Source organism: Streptomyces sp. NBC_01471, from assembly GCF_041438865.1.
In the GTDB taxonomy this organism is placed as follows: Bacteria; Actinomycetota; Actinomycetes; order Streptomycetales; family Streptomycetaceae; genus Streptomyces.
In genome coordinates this window covers 3,390,024-3,405,165 of the sequence record NZ_CP109450.1, presented here as the reverse complement: position 1 = coordinate 3,405,165, position 15,142 = coordinate 3,390,024, and the positions used below count along the sequence as shown (strand labels likewise).

Sequence of the window (15,142 nt, the reverse complement as noted above, 5' to 3'; positions counted from 1 at the left end):
CCGGAATGGGTCGCACCGGCACATGGACGCACCCGGCGGCCCACCCGCCGAGCCGCCGGAGGGAACTCCGCACGGGAGTCCCGGCGGGGCGCGAGCGAAGCCCCGGGGAGGGCAGTGGGCCGATCCGGGCGGCAGAAATGCCGGTAGTCGGGTTACCGTTCCAGTGGCCGTTGCGGGCTTTCGCCGTTTGACACGGGGACGGGATGTACCGTCACACTCCGCAGCGAGCATGACCACCGAGTGCCGACCGGAGAGAAGAGCCACGTTGTCCCCGACCAGCGAGACCGCACACGGCGGCCGCCGACTCGTCATTGTCGAGTCGCCCGCCAAGGCGAAGACGATCAAGGGCTACCTCGGCCCGGGTTATGTCGTCGAGGCGAGCGTCGGGCACATCCGCGACCTCCCGAACGGTGCCGCTGAGGTGCCGGACAAGTACACCGGCGAGGTGCGCCGCCTCGGAGTGGATGTCGACAACGACTTCCAGCCCATCTATGTCGTCAACGCCGACAAGAAGGCGCAGGTCAGGAAGCTCAAGGACCTCCTCGCGGAGTCCGACGAACTCTTCCTCGCGACCGATGAGGACCGCGAGGGCGAAGCCATCGCGTGGCACCTCCAGGAGGTCCTGAAGCCCAAGGTCCCGGTCCACCGGATGGTCTTCCACGAGATCACCAAGGAAGCGATCAGGGCCGCAGTCGCCAACCCGCGCGAGCTCAACAAGCGCATGGTCGACGCCCAGGAAACCCGCCGGATCCTCGACCGCCTCTACGGCTACGAGGTCTCCCCGGTCCTGTGGAAGAAGGTCATGCCGCGCCTCTCGGCGGGCCGCGTGCAGTCCGTCGCCACCCGCCTGGTGGTCGAGCGGGAACGCGAGCGCATCGCCTTTCGTTCTGCTGAGTACTGGGACCTCACCGGTACGTTCTCCACCGGCCGCCAGGGTGACGCCTCCGACCCGTCGACCCTCGTGGCCCGGCTGAATTCGGTGGACGGCCGCCGGGTCGCCCAGGGCCGTGACTTCAACTCCACGGGACAACTCAAGAGCGACGTCCTGCACCTCGACGAGGCCAATGCCCGCGCGCTCGCCGCCGCGCTGGCCGACTCGTCCTTCGCCGTGCGCTCGGTCGAGTCCAAGCCGTACCGCCGCTCGCCGTACGCCCCGTTCCGTACGACGACTCTCCAGCAGGAGGCCAGCCGCAAGCTGGGCTTCGGTGCGAAGTCGACCATGCAGGTGGCCCAGAAGCTGTATGAGAACGGCTTCATCACCTATATGCGTACGGACTCCACGACCCTCTCGGACACCGCGGTCGGCGCGGCCCGCGCGCAGGTCACGCAGCTGTACGGCAGCGACTACCTGCCGGACAAGCCGCGCACGTACGCTGGGAAGGTCAAGAACGCGCAGGAGGCGCACGAGGCGATCCGTCCCTCGGGCGACCGGTTCCGTACGCCGGCCGAGACCGGTCTCTCCGGTGACCAGTTCCGGCTGTACGAGCTGATCTGGAAGCGGACCGTCGCCTCCCAGATGAAGGACGCGGTCGGTAACTCGGTCACCGTGAAGATCGCGGGGACGTCGTCCGACGGCCGGGTCGCCGAGTTCTCGGCCTCCGGCAAGACGATCACCTTCCACGGCTTCATGAAGGCGTACGTCGAAGGTGCCGACGACCCGAACGCCGAGCTGGACGACCGCGAGCGCAGGCTGCCGCAGGTCGCCGAGGGCGACGCGCTCTCCGCCCAGGAGATGACCGTCGACGGCCACTCCACCAAGCCGCCGGCCCGTTACACCGAGGCCTCGCTGGTCAAGGAGCTGGAAGAGCGCGAGATCGGCCGTCCGTCGACCTACGCGTCGATCATCGGCACGATCCTCGACCGCGGCTACGTCTTCAAGAAGGGCACCGCGCTGGTGCCCTCCTTCCTCTCCTTCGCCGTGGTCAACCTCCTGGAGAAGCACTTCGGGCGGCTCGTCGACTACGACTTCACCGCACGGATGGAGGACGACCTCGACGGCATCGCGCGGGGCGAGGCGAAGTCCGTGCCGTGGCTGAGGCGGTTCTACTTCGGTGAGGGTGACGCGGGCGCCGCGGCCGCCGCGGGCAACGGCGACGGTGATCACCTCGGCGGTCTCAAGGAGCTCGTCACCGACCTGGGGGCCATCGACGCCCGGGAGATCTCGTCCTTCCCGGTCGGCGAGGGCATCGTGCTGCGCGTCGGCCGGTACGGCCCGTACATCGAGCGCGGCGAGAAGGACTCCGAGAACCACCAGCGCGCCGACGTCCCCGACGACATGGCGCCCGACGAGCTGACCGTCGAGTACGCCGAGGAACTGCTCGCCAAGCCGAGCGGCGACTTCGAGCTGGGAACCGACCCGGAGTCCGGCCACCAGATCGTGGCGAAGGACGGCCGGTACGGCCCCTACGTCACGGAGATCCTTCCCGAGGGCACCCCGAAGACCGGCAAGAACGCGGTGAAGCCGCGTACCGCCTCCCTCTTCAAGTCGATGTCGCTCGACACGGTCACGCTGGCCGAGGCGCTCAAGCTGATGTCGCTGCCGCGGGTGGTCGGCACGGACGCCGAGGGCGTCGAGATCACCGCGCAGAACGGCCGGTACGGCCCGTACCTCAAGAAGGGCACCGACTCGCGCTCCCTGGAGACCGAGGACCAGCTCTTCAACATCACGCTCGACGAGGCGCTGGCGATCTACGCCCAGCCCAAGCAGCGCGGGCGTGCCGCGGCCAAGCCGCCGCTCAAGGAGCTGGGCACGGACCCGGTCAGCGAGCGGCCCGTCGTCGTGAAGGACGGCCGGTTCGGCGCGTACGTCACGGACGGCGAGACGAACGCGACGCTGCGGACCGATGACAGCGTGGAGGACATCACTCCCGAGCGCGGATACGAACTGCTCGCCGAGAAGCGTGCCAAGGGACCGGCGAAGAAGAAGACCGCCAAGAAGGCTCCGGCCAAGAAGGCTGCGGCGAAGAAGACAGCGGCCAAGAAGACCACCACGGCCGCGAAGAAGACCGCAGCGAAGAAGACCACCGCGACGGCGAAGAAGGCTCCGGCCAAGAAGGCGCCTGCCAAGAAGGCCACGCAGAAGACGGGCGCCACGGCCTCCGCCGACGAGTAGGACGCGCATCGCGGTCCGGTGGTGCTGCCGGTGCTGCGGGTGAACCGGTGTGCTGTGCACCGGAGTCCGGGCCCGCCGCAGTGCGGGTGCGCGGGAGCACCGATGGATCGAACGGCCGGTACGGCGCGTGCGGAATGGGCGCGGCGTGCCGGCCGTCCAAATGTTCGGGGGCCCCGGCATGGATGTGGACCTTCCGGATAGGCTGGTCGGATGACGCGAGCCGAGCAGCCAACGGTCGTGAGCCCCACCTCCGACGAACTAGCCGCAGACTCACGCGAGCGTGCCGTCCGAGCCCTGTTGCGCATCCCCCCGCTCCGGCGGTTGTGGAGCGCCCAGCTCGTCGGCAATATCGGCGATACCCTCGCCCTCCTCGTGCTGTTGCTTCTTTCGTTGCAGGCGGCGGTCACGCAAGAATCCTTCGGGGGCGGGTACCGCGGTGCCGCCTTCGCCGTAGCGGCCGTATTCGGCGCGCGGGCCCTTGCCACCCTGCTCTTCGGCGCCGTACTGCTCGGCCCGGTGGCCGCGCTGACCGCGCCGAACGGGCCGCTCGACCGGCGCTGGACCATGATCGGCGCGGACGGCCTGCGGGTCGCGCTGCTGATCATCGCCCCGCTGTGGGGCAACTGGACCCCGGCCAACGCGCCTGCCGCGCTTCTGGCCACGGTCTTCGTCGCGGGTGTCGCCGAACGTTTCTGGACGGTGGCCAAGGAGAGTGCCGCACCCGCGCTGCTCCCGAAGCCTCCGCCCGAGAGCGTGGCGGTGCGCGGTCTGCCCGACCATCTCGAAGCGCTGCGCAGGCTCTCGCTGCGCACGGCCTTCCTCGCCATTCCGGCGGCCGCCGCCGCCCTGCTGGTCGCCATGCTGATCAGCAGGCTGCTGGCATCGGGCATCGACTGGTTCTCGCTGCACCAGGCGGCGCTCGGCTCCTACGGCGCGGCCGGTCTCTTCGCCGCGTCGGTGTCGACGCTGTACTTCCTCGAACTGCCCGACGGCCAGACACCGCGCGCCCGTTCCCCGCTGGAGGGGCTGCGCCGTCCGGCGGGTACCAACGGCCCTGACAAGGGCCGCACGGGCAGTGTCCCGCTGCTCATCCTGGCGGCCGCCGCGGTCGCCGGAGCCATTGCTTCCGCCGTTGCCGTCGTCGTACTGGACGCCATCGACCTGGACGGCGGACCGGTCGCCTTCGCGCTGCTCGTCCTGGTCCTGACCGCCGGCACGGCCGCCGGTATCCGCACCGCGCCCAAGATCCTGCCGGGGCTCTCCCGCCGCAGGCTGCTCGCCCTGGCGATCACCCTGACCGGTGTGGCGCTGCTGGTGATGGGCCTGGTCCCGGACACGGCGACCGTCGTGCTGATCGCGGCACTCGCCGGCTGGTCGGCCGGTGTCGCTGCGAACACCGCGCACACCCTGGTCGACCAGGAGACCGAGGACAGCAGGCGCGCCCGGACCACCGGGCACCTCCAGGCGGTCGTACGGGTCGCCATCGCGCTGGGCGCGATCGTGGCCCCGCTGGTCGCCGCCCTGATCGGCCCGCACCACCTCGGCAACGGCGGCTTCGTCTTCGCCCACGGCGGTGCCGCCTTCACCCTGATGCTGGTCGGTGCGCTGCTGCTGCCGGTGGCCGCGCTCGTCCTGGTCAAGGCGGACGACCGTACGGGCGTACCGCTGCGCCACGATCTGCGCGACGCGCTGCGCGGCGGCGCCGACCCGGTCCAGGCCCCCGCGGCGACCGGCTTCTTCCTCGCCTTCGAAGGCGGCGACGGGGCCGGCAAGTCCACCCAGGTCGAGGCGGTCGCGGAGTGGATCCGGGCCAAGGGCCACGAGGTCGTCGTCACCCGCGAACCGGGCGCGACGCCGGTCGGCAAGCGGCTGCGTTCGATCCTGCTGGACGTCGCGTCCGCCGGTCTCTCCAACCGCGCGGAGGCGCTGCTGTACGCGGCGGACCGCGCCGAGCACATCGACTCGGTCGTCCTGCCCGCCCTGGAGCGCGGCGCGATCGTCGTCTCCGACCGCTACATCGACTCGTCCGTTGCCTACCAGGGCGCGGGCCGTGAACTGGCGCCGACCGAGATCGGCCGTATCAACCGCTGGGCGACCGGCGGTCTCGTACCGCATCTGACGGTCCTGCTCGACGTCTCCCCCGAGGCCGCGCGCGAGCGGTTCACGGAGGCACCCGACCGGCTGGAGTCCGAGCCGGCCGAATTCCACCAGCGGGTGCGGAGCGGGTTCCTGACGCTCGCCGCCGCTGACCCCGGCCGCTATCTGGTGGTGGACGGGGCACAGGAACCGGACGCGATCACCACGGTCGTACGCCACCGTCTCGACCAGCTGCTCCCGCTCTCCGAAGCCGAGGTCAAGGCTCAGGAGGAGGCGCGGAGGGCGGCCGAGGAGGAGGCCCGCAGGAAAGCCGAGGAGGAAGCGGCCCGCAAGGCGGAGGAGGAGCGGCTGGAGCGCGAGCGCCAGGCGCAGCTCGCCAAGCTCCGGGCCGAGGAGGAGGAGCGCAAGCGCCGCGAGCTCGACGAGGCGCGGCGGCGTGAGGAGGAGCGCCAGGCCGAGGAGGCGCGCCGGCAGGCCGAGGAGGCCAGGCGGCTCGCCGAGGAGGAGCGGCTCCGCCGCGAGGCCGAGGAGCAGGCGCGGGAGCAGGAGCAGGAGCGGCTCCGCAAGCAGAAGGAAGAACAGGCGCGGCTCCGCGCGGAGGCCGAGGAGCGCCGCAAGGAGAAGCAGCGCAAGGCCGAGCAGGCGCTGCTCCGGGCCGAGGAGGCCCGCAGGCAGGCCGAGGCGGAGGCCGCCGAGGCGGCGAAGGCGGCAGCGGCTTCCGGCGATACGTCGGCCGGCACATCGGCCGATGCCTCGACCGATCCCTCTTCCGGTCCTTCGGCTGACGCTTCGGCTGACAACGAGACGACCGTCGAGACGCCCATGGTGGGCGCCAACGAGGTGACTCAGCCGGTCGCGGTGCGGCCCACGCCGTCGTCGTCCGACTCCGACGAGACGACGGTCATCCCGAAGCTCGCCGGGACTCCGGAGGATTCCGGGACGTCCGGTGGCTCCGCCGGCTCCGGGACGTCCGGCTCTTCGGGGGATTCACGGTCCTCGGGGGCTCGCTCCTCCCGGTCTTCGCAGCCGGAGGGTTCCGCGCGATCCGGGCGGTCCGCAGGTCCTTCGTGGGCCGCGAGGCCGTCGGAGCCGGCGGACGGGGCCGGTTCCGGATCCCGGTCCGGGGCCGCGGGCTCCACCGAAGACTCGGAGGAGACGACGGTTCTGCCGCAGGCCCAGCTGCGGGGCGCCACCCCCGCGGACCGGGTGCCGCCCGGCTACTTCCGGGACGAGCACCAGGAGCAGCCGCGCCAGGCACCGCCGGAGAACGCGAACGAGCGCACCCGCGAGCTCCCGCAGATCGATCCGGACCGCCCGCGACGGCGCTCGGACTGGGCGGAGGAGACTCCGCTGGACGACCTGCCCTCACTGGCGGACGAACTGCTCGGCCCGGACCGCGAGGACGAGGACCACGACAACAGGGGCAGAGGCCGGGGCAAGGGACGGCGCTGACCCACACCGCGGGCCCGGAGGACATCACCGTCCTCCGGGCCCGCGGTGCTGTGGTCAGCCGCCGGGAGGGCGCAGGGCCGGCGGCCCAGGGGCTACGGGACCGGGCCGTACTGTCGGACCCCTGCGTCACAATGGAAGCCGCACCGGCAAGAGAAGAGGGGGGCGACCGCATGCCCGTATGGGACGACCTCGTCGGCCAGGACCGCGTCCAGACGCAGCTCGCCGCCGCCGCCCGTGACGCCGACGCGCTGGTCACCGCCACCACCGAGCAGACCTCCACCGACGGCATGTCGAAGTCGACCATGACGCACGCCTGGCTGTTCACGGGCCCGCCCGGTTCCGGCCGGTCCACCGCGGCCCGCGCCTTCGCGGCGGCCCTCCAGTGCGTCAGCCCGGACCGTGCGCTCGGTGGAGTCCCGGGCTGCGGCTTCTGCGAGGGCTGCCACACCGCCCTCGTCGGTACGCACGCGGATGTCGAGGTCGTCCGCACCGACCAGCTCTCCATCGGCGTGAAGGAGACCCGGGAGCTGGTCCGCCGCGCTCAGCTCTCGCCGGCGGTCGGCCGCTGGCAGGTCATCGTCATGGAGGACGCGGACCGCCTGACCGAGGGCGCGGGGAACGTACTGCTGAAGGCCGTCGAGGAACCCGCTCCCCGTACGGTGTGGCTGCTCTGCGCGCCGTCCCTGGAGGACGTGCTGCCGACCATCCGCTCCCGCTGCCGCAATCTGACCCTCCGCACACCGCCCGTGGAGGCGGTGGCCGACATCCTGGTCAGACGGGACGGCATCGAGCCGCAGGCGGCCATGGACGCGGCCCGTGCGACGCAGGGCCACATCGGCAGGGCGCGCCGCCTGGCCACGGACGAGCGCGCCCGCGCCCGGCGCGCCGCCGTGCTCAGGATGCCGCTGCGCGTCGAGGAGATCGGCGGCTGTCTGAAGTCGGCGCAGGAGCTGATCGACGCCGCGACCGAGGACGCCAAGGAGGTCGCGGAGGGGACCGACACCAAGGAGACCGAGGACCTCAAGGCGGCGCTCGGCGCGTCGGCCGGCGGGCGGATGCCCCGGGGCACGGCAGGGGCGATGAAAGAGCTGGCCGACCGGCAGAAGCGCCGCTCGACCCGTACCCAGCGGGACACGCTCGACCTCGCGCTGACCGACCTGACCGGCTTCTACCGGGACGTGCTGGCGCTCCAGCTGCGCTCCAGGGTGGCCATCGCCAATGAGGACGTCAGGGACTCGCTGGACCGGATCGCACTGAGTTCGAGCCCGGAGAGCACCCTGCGCCGGATCGAGGCCATCACCGCCTGCCGCCAGGCGCTCGACCGGAACGTTGCACCGCTGCTGGCGGTCGAGGCGATGGCGGTATCGCTGCGCGCGGGCTGACGGACGGTGTGACGGTGTGACGGGAGGGGGGGAGCTGATCCGGCCTGAACGGCGCAACGCGGGTTGACGGCTCACTCGTACGGGCCGGAAAAGAGGGCCTTCGGCCGGGGCCGGACTACGCTCCGGGAATGGACTTCAGGCGTCTGCTCTCCACTCCGGTCACTGTGCTGGCCATGGCCGGTCTGCTTGTTTCGGGCTGCTCGTCGGGTGGCTCGGCGCCCACCGCGTCGCAGGCCGGGGCCGCGGCGTCCGGCGCCGGTACGGCCGGGGCAGCGAAGTCCGCACCGGCCGCGGATCTGGCCAAGTACTACAGCCAGAAACTGACGTGGCGTTCCTGCGGCGCCCCCGGATTCCAGTGCTCCACGATGAAGGTGCCGCTCGACTACGCGAAGCCCTCGGACGGCGACATCAAGCTCGCCGTCTCCCGCAAGAAGGCCACCGGCCCCGGAAAGCGGATCGGCTCCCTGCTGGTGAACCCGGGCGGCCCGGGCGGCTCGGCGATCGACTACCTCCAGGGCTACGCGGGAATCGGCTACCCCGCCGCGGTGCGTGCCCGCTACGACATGGCGGCCGTGGACCCGCGCGGAGTGGCCCGCAGCCAGCCCGTCGAATGTCTTACGGGCAAGCAGATGGACGCCTACACGGAGGTCGACCAGACCCCGGACAACGCGGGCGAGACCAAGAAGCTCACCACGTCGCTCAAGGGCTTCGCGCAGGGCTGCGAGAAGCACTCGGCCAGGATCCTCCCGCATGTCTCCACGGTCGACGCCGCCCGTGACATGGACATCGAGCGCGGAATCCTCGGCGACAAGAAGCTGAACTACGTGGGCGCCTCGTACGGCACCTTCCTCGGCGCGACGTACGCGGGACTCTTCCCGGACCGGGTGGGCCGCCTGGTCCTGGACGGTGCGATGGACCCGTCGCTGACATCGCTGCAGATGAACCGCGACCAGACCGCGGGCTTCGAGACCGCCTTCAAGTCCTTCGCCGCCGACTGCATCAAGCACAAGGACTGCCCGCTCGGCACCACGTCCACCGCCGACGCCTCGCACCGGCTGGAGGCCTTCTTCCGCCGGCTGGACGCCAAACCGATCTCCACCGGTCAGAGCCGCAAACTGGGGGAGCCGCTCGCCACGACCGGCGTGATCTCGGCCATGTACGACGAGGGGTCCTGGCCCCAGCTGCGCACCGCGCTCACCCACGCCATGGCAGGCGACGGTGCGGGCCTGCTCGCTCTGTCCGACTCGTACTACGAGCGGGACAGCAAGGGGAAGTACGCGAACCTGATGTTCGCCAACGCCGCCGTGAACTGCCTGGACCTGCCCCCGGCCTTCAAGGGCCCCGCAGCCGTCACCAAGGCCATCCCGTCCTTCGAGAAGGCGTCGCCGGTCTTCGGCAGGGGTTTCGCCTGGGCGACCCTGAACTGCACCTACTGGCCGTTCCACGCCACCGGCAGCGCCCACCGCATCACAGCGAAGGGCGCGGCCCCGATCGTGGTGGTCGGCACGACCCGCGACCCGGCGACCCCGTACAAGTGGGCGAAGTCCCTGGCGGCCCAGCTCTCCTCCGGCACGCTCCTCACCTACGACGGTGACGGCCACACCGCGTACGGCCGCGGCAGCGACTGCATCGACACGGCGATCAACAGGTACCTCCTGGACGGCACCCCGCCGAAGAACGGAAAGAAGTGCTCCTGACCTGCACGGAGTGGCTCAGCGGGGGGCTGTCCGGAGCACCCCCGGAAACTGTGTAGACTTGGCGTCGCTGCTGACCGCACCATGGTCAGGACGGCGCGCCGCCTTAGCTCAGCTGGCCAGAGCAACGCACTCGTAATGCGTAGGTCTCGGGTTCGAATCCCGAAGGCGGCCCGGAATTACCCCAGGACTCACTCGCCGTGACCTGGGGTTTTTTCATGCCTGGGGCATGGCGGGCCGCACGTCGGGGCTTTCTCCCGGTCGGGGTGCGGACGGCCGGCGACCCGCACCCCGGCTCTCATCAGGACGTGGGGATCCGCAGGGCCTTCCACGAGGTGGCGCCCGGCCAGCCGTCCGCGTCGGTGCCGCTGTAACCCAGCTTGCGCTGCCACTTGGCGTACGAGGCGCGGTCCGCGTCCGTCCACTGGGGACCCGGGCCGGAGCGGTAGGCGGAGCAGCCCTCGGCGGTCAGGCGCTTGCCCATCGCGGTGACGACGGCCGACTTCGGCTTCTTCCTGAACCAGTCGGCGCCCGGGAACGGCTGGTAGGCAGGGCCCGAGCCCGAGTTGCCCGATGAAGGGGATCCGTGGGATGCGCCGGAGGCCAGGCGGGTCGCGATCCGGGTGCGCAGGGAGGCCATCGTGAAGCCGGCCGGGTCGATCTTGGTGTTCGTCCACTCCTTGTGCCCGATGACGGAGGCGGCGCTCCAGCCGTGGGCACGGCAGATCGCGGCGGACGCCTTCGTGATCGCCGTGAGCTGGGCCTCCGGCCAGGGGTCCTTGCCGTTGCCGAGGTTCTCGCACTCGAAGCCGTAGAAGTGCGTGTTGCCGTCGGTGCTCTGCTGGTTGGGGGCCGGCAGCGTGCTCCGCTCGGCGACGGTGGCGGCCAGCACGTCCGGGTCACCGGCGCCCGCGTGGTTGGCGCGGCCGTTGCCGACCAGGTGGACGGTGCCGTCCTTCGCGATGACGCCGTGGCAGAGCGGTCCCGGCAGGTCGGACCGGCCGTTGTAGCAGAGGGCCACGGTGGCGGTGGTGCCCAAGGTGACGGTGTGGTGGATCATCACGCCGTTCACCGGGCCCCAGGCGCCCTTCGCGTTGCGGTTGTGGGTGCGCCAGCCGGCGTGTTCGACGACGGTGACGCCTTCCTTCTTCAGAGCCGCGACGAGAGCGGCGGCGGAGAGCGGGGTGGCCATCGGATTCCTCCAGGAGGGCGCGAAGTTCGCAGGAAGGGGGGTGTGCACGGGAGGCCGCCGTCGTCCCGTCCCGGAGGACGGCGGCGGCCCGCGGTGGTGGTCGGAGGTGGCGGCGGTCAGCGCGCCAGCACTTCCCACAGGGTGAGGGTGGCGACCGCGACACCGGTGAAGGCGCCGATGCTGGTCAGTGGCCAGCGGGCGCGTTCCAGGGCGTCGAGGCGGGTTTCGTGGTCGGCGAGTTGCCGGTCGGTCTGGTCGCTGCGCTGCACCAGCAGGGCCAGGGAACCGTCGGCGCGGGCGAAACCCGCCTCCATGGTTCCCCTGAGCCGCTCCAGTTCGCGGGCGATGGCGACCGGGTCGTTTGCGTCAGTCGGCGGCATGAGCGGCCGGAGCGGGCGCCGGTGCGGTGGTGGTGTCCGGGGCCCCGGACACCGGAACGCTGTCGGAGGTGGTCAGCCACGCCGGGAGCAGGGACTGTACGGCGGGCACGGCCATGACGCGGGACAGCAGGCCCGAGACGGTGAGGGCCGCGCCCACCCAGGGCAGCGAGCGGGGCAGGGTCCCGCTGTCGACGAGGGCGGGGAGTGCGATGGCGATCCCCACGGCGGTCTGGACGACCGTGCGCAGGGCACGGATGGTGGTTGGGGTCATGCGAGCGCCTTTCGCGCGATGGTGCGGCCGGGCGGGGCGGGTGGTGCGGTTGCGCGCCCGGCCCGGCAGGGGTCAGGCGGTGTACGGGACCTGCAGGGCGTTCCACGAGGTGGCGCCCGGCCAGCCGTCCGCGTCGGCGCCGGTGTAGCCGAGCTTCTGCTGCCACTTGGCGTACGAGGCGCGGTCGGCCTCGCTCCACTGCGGGTCCGGGCCGTCGGTGTAGGCGGAGCAGCCCTCGGCGACCAGCCGGCCGCCCATCGCGGCCACGATCGTGGAGTGGGGCGCGGACAGGAAGTAGGCGACGCCCGGGAACGGCTGGTAGTGCGTGGCGCTCGCGCCCGGCGTGCCGGCCAGCAGGGCGGCAACCCGGGTGCGCATCGACACCATGCTGAAGCCCTTCGGGTCGATCTTCCGGCTGGTCCACTCCAGATGGCCGATGACCGATGCGGCGTGCCAGCCGTGCGCACGGCAGATCGCGGCGGACACCCGGGCGATGGCTTCCAGTTGCGCTTCGGGCCACGGGTCGGAGCCGTCCCCGAGGTTGACGCACTCGAAGCCGTAGAAGCGGGTGTTGCCGTCGGTGCCGTCCTCGTCCGGTGCCGGCAGCGCGGTCTCGTTGATGACGGCGGTCAGCACGTCGTCGTCGCCCAGACCGGCGTGGTTGGCCCGGCCGTTGCCGACCAGGTGGACCGTGCCGTCCTTGGCGATGACGCCGTGGCAGAGCGGGCCGGGCAGTTCGGAGTCGCCGTTGTAGCAGAAGGCGACGGAACTGTCGGTGCCGGAGGTGACGGTGTGGTGGACGATGACGCCGTTGACGGGGCCCCAGGCGCCCTTGGTGTTGCGGTTGTGGTTGCGCCAGTCGCCGTATTCGACGATCCGGACGCCTTCGGCGGTCAGGGCACTGACCAGGGCGTCGGCGGTGAGCGGGGTGGCCATGGTGGTGACTCCTCGGGCTGGGAATCGGGCTGGGAATCGGGCTCGGAATCGGAGAGGGAATCAGGCGGGGACTCGGGGCGGGGAGATCCTGGCGGGGATCGGGAGGAGGGGCCCCGCGGCCGGGCAGGCCGCGGGGCCCCTGTACGGCCGGGCCTCCCGTACGGGAATTGGCCGGGGCGCCCGGGTCAGGAGACGGCGGCCCAGATGGCGTTGGCGTCCGCGACGATGGTGGAGGGGGTGAACGAGGCGGGCAGCGAGGTCTGTCCGGTGGCGGCGAGCCGCGCGTGCCGGACGAACGCGCCGGGCATCCGTGCGCTGCCGCCCGGGTAGTTGCCGACGCTGGCGCCCACCATGAAGGCGGGGCCGTTGGTCTTCGGATCGGGCCCGTTGACCAGCAGCGCCACCCAGTAGTTGCCCGCGGCGGCGGCGTAGGCCGTCGTCAGTTTCAGGACAAAAGTGGTGCCCCCGGTCGTGGTGATCAGCTTGTCGAGTGTGCCGGTGACGCCGACCCGCACGCCGGCGCTGGTGTACAGACCGGCGTAGGACGTGGCGGCGAGGCCGCCGCCCGCGTAACCGGGTACGTAGAAGACGACGTTGGTGACGGTCGCTGCCGTCGTCAGCGGTACGCCGATCAGGTAGACGGTGCCGTTGATGCAGTACTGCGGGTTCGTCACGGAGGACGTCGCCGGGTCGAACGCCCAGGACTTGAAGCCCAGGGCGGCCGGCGTCCATGTCCCCGACGAGGCCACGGTGTCCACGTAGGAGCGGCGCACCAGCTGGTTGGCGTTGGCCGGGTCGGCGGTGACCGTGGGGACGGTGGAGAACGTCTTGGCACCGGCGATGGTCTGGCTGCCGGTGAGCAGGACGGCCTGGTCGGCGGAGACGGCGGACAGGTCGGCTGCCGTCAGGGTGACCGTGCCGGTCTGCCCGTTGACGGAGAGGACGGGCGCGGCGTCGACCGCCAGGTACCGGGCATCGCCGGAGGCCTGAGTCAGCGCGCCCAGGTCGGCGGCGGCCAGGGTGACGGCACCGGTCCTGCCGTTGACGGAGGTGACGCCTTCGCCGGTGCCGTCCGGCAGCTGGTTCAGCGGCACCTTGCCGTCGGCGTCGAGCTGGGCGACTCCGCCGGCCTGCCCGGCCGCCGACGTGGCCAGGGCGCTGATCTCGGCGGCGGTCAGGATGATGTCCGCCTCGGTGTGGCCGTTGACCGAGCGGACCGGTCCGGCCGGCCCCTCGGGTCCCGGCTCGCCCTGCGGCCCGGTGGGGCCCGGCACGGTGACGTACTGGGCCCCGGCCGGGTCGGCAGGGGCGATGTCAGCGAGGTCGACCTCGGGGGCGGTCACCGACAGGGCGATGTGGTAAGTCCGGCTCCTGCCGACCCCGTTGAGGCGCTCGGTGACGGTGTACGTCCAGCCGAACGGGTTCCAGCCCTCGGCGTCGGTGGCCGGGAGCACCACATCGAGACGGCCCTCGGAGTCGAGGTTCGCGGTGGCCGGGCCGCCGACGAACAGGTCGGCCTCGGAGTGGGTGAGCAGAGCCGGTGGCTGGAACTCGACGCTTCCGCTCAGCGGGTGGCCGTCGAGGGAGAGGTACTGGGCGGTGAGCCGGACGGTCGGGATGGATTCGGGCAGCACGGAAACTCCGATGGGTCGGGTGGCATACGGGAATACGGAAAGGGGTGGGCCGGCCGTCTCCGCCGGAACGGGGCGGGGCGGTCGGCCCGGGAAAGGCGGCATGACGGGGGCATGACGGGGTGTGGCAGCACGGAGCGGGCAGAACGCCGGCCGGTACGACACCGGCCCGTACGACGCCGGCCGGTACGACACAGGCCTGTACGACACCGGCCGGTACGACACCGGCAGGGCGGACGAGTGTCCCTAGGACTGCACCCCGTACAGTCCGCGCGGCTGGCAGGCGACGGTGGTGCCGGCGGCCGGGGCCTTCGCCTGGATCTCGAAGGACACCGTGTCGCCGAAGGAGGCGGGGAGGTCCTCCACCAGGGTCACGGTCAGGGCCACCGTCTGCCCGGCGGCCCCGGCGAGGGTCTGTTCCGCACCGACCACCTCACCGTTGACCAGCAGCCGGACGGCTGCTCCCACGGTCCCGGAGACGGCGATCGCGCAGTACACCTTGGGGTGCTGGGCGAAGCCGGGGCCCGCGTAGAGCGTGGTCCAGTCGGTGGCGCCGGTGGTCTCCCAGCCCGCCGTGCCCACCGGCACCGGGGTCGGGAACGGCAGGTAGGGGCGGGCCAGGCCGCCCCGGCCCGAGTCGGTCGCCAGGACCGTGTCGCCCTTGTGGTCGAGGACGCGCAGCGCCTGCACCGGGGAGTTCGCCGGGTCGGCGGTGACCAGGGACAGCGCCAGCGAGCCGTCGTCGCGCCGCAGTTCGAGCCCCTGCTGGTACTGCTGGGTCTCGCTGTCCCGGTCCGGCTGTACCCGGCCGGCCAGCAGCAGGTCCTCGCCCAGCGAGGTCCGGACGCGGACGCGGCCCTGGTCGCCGACGACGATGTCGCCGTTGCCGACCTGGTTCATCGGCGGACTGCTGTTGGCGCTCGCCATCAGCCCGCGGATACGGCGCTCGATGTCCCGGATGCGGTCCAGGAGATCGGTGGGGATGGTGGCCATGT

At 71.7% G+C, this 15,142-nt stretch carries 11 protein-coding genes and 1 tRNA gene; 6 read left to right on the top strand and 6 right to left on the bottom strand.

The window, feature by feature from the left end:
* The first annotated feature begins 265 nt into the window (after window positions 1–265).
* The 5 genes from topA (at window position 266) to OG285_RS14865 (ending at window position 9,911) form a co-directional block, all read left to right on the top strand.
* Window positions 266–3,112: a type I DNA topoisomerase gene (topA, locus tag OG285_RS14885; RefSeq protein WP_356826132.1), complete on the top strand. Its 2,847-nt coding sequence runs from the start codon at window positions 266–268 to the stop codon at window positions 3,110–3,112.
* A 210-nt stretch (window positions 3,113–3,322) separates the two neighbouring features.
* Complete coding sequence (gene tmk / locus OG285_RS14880; RefSeq protein ID WP_371791197.1) at window positions 3,323–6,661, top strand: dTMP kinase; 3,339 nt, start codon at window positions 3,323–3,325, stop codon at window positions 6,659–6,661.
* 170 nt (window positions 6,662–6,831) lie between these two features.
* Window positions 6,832–8,043, top strand: a complete 1,212-nt coding sequence (locus OG285_RS14875; RefSeq protein ID WP_371791196.1) for a DNA polymerase III subunit delta' — start codon at window positions 6,832–6,834, stop codon at window positions 8,041–8,043.
* 128 nt (window positions 8,044–8,171) lie between these two features.
* The gene (locus OG285_RS14870; RefSeq protein WP_371791195.1) at window positions 8,172–9,740 is read left to right on the top strand and encodes an alpha/beta hydrolase; all 1,569 of its coding nucleotides are present in this window, start codon (window positions 8,172–8,174) and stop codon (window positions 9,738–9,740) included.
* Between the two features lie 97 nt (window positions 9,741–9,837).
* A tRNA-Thr gene (locus tag OG285_RS14865) sits at window positions 9,838–9,911 on the top strand.
* Between the two features lie 127 nt (window positions 9,912–10,038).
* On the opposite strand, the gene OG285_RS14860 is transcribed toward OG285_RS14865, so the two are convergent.
* The 5 genes from OG285_RS14860 to OG285_RS14840 form a co-directional block, all read right to left on the bottom strand.
* Window positions 10,039–10,929: a peptidoglycan-binding protein gene (locus OG285_RS14860; RefSeq protein ID WP_371791194.1), complete on the bottom strand. Its 891-nt coding sequence runs from the start codon at window positions 10,927–10,929 to the stop codon at window positions 10,039–10,041.
* Window positions 10,930–11,045: 116 nt separating this feature from the next.
* Complete coding sequence (locus OG285_RS14855) at window positions 11,046–11,309, bottom strand: hypothetical protein (protein WP_356826123.1); 264 nt, start codon at window positions 11,307–11,309, stop codon at window positions 11,046–11,048.
* Window positions 11,296–11,580: a hypothetical protein gene (locus tag OG285_RS14850; protein ID WP_356826121.1), complete on the bottom strand. Its 285-nt coding sequence runs from the start codon at window positions 11,578–11,580 to the stop codon at window positions 11,296–11,298. Before OG285_RS14850 ends, OG285_RS14855 begins: the two co-directional genes overlap by 14 nt.
* Before the next feature lie 72 nt (window positions 11,581–11,652).
* Window positions 11,653–12,516 carry a peptidoglycan-binding protein gene (locus OG285_RS14845; protein WP_371791193.1) on the bottom strand — a complete coding sequence of 288 codons (864 nt, stop codon included), beginning with the start codon at window positions 12,514–12,516 and terminating at the stop codon, window positions 11,653–11,655.
* 185 nt (window positions 12,517–12,701) lie between these two features.
* Window positions 12,702–14,150 (bottom strand): phage tail protein, encoded by a 1,449-nt coding sequence (locus tag OG285_RS14840; RefSeq protein ID WP_371791192.1) that lies wholly within the window; start codon window positions 14,148–14,150, stop codon window positions 12,702–12,704.
* Window positions 14,151–14,271: 121 nt separating this feature from the next.
* Here OG285_RS14840 and OG285_RS14835 point away from each other — a divergent pair, with 121 nt between their 5' ends.
* The gene (locus tag OG285_RS14835; protein WP_371791191.1) at window positions 14,272–14,397 is read left to right on the top strand and encodes a hypothetical protein; all 126 of its coding nucleotides are present in this window, start codon (window positions 14,272–14,274) and stop codon (window positions 14,395–14,397) included.
* On the opposite strand, the gene OG285_RS14830 is transcribed toward OG285_RS14835, so the two are convergent.
* On the bottom strand, window positions 14,394–15,140 hold the full coding sequence (locus OG285_RS14830; RefSeq protein ID WP_371791190.1) for a hypothetical protein: 747 nt from the start codon (window positions 15,138–15,140) through the stop codon (window positions 14,394–14,396). The genes OG285_RS14835 and OG285_RS14830 overlap by 4 nt on opposite strands.
* Window positions 15,141–15,142: the final 2 nt, after the last annotated feature.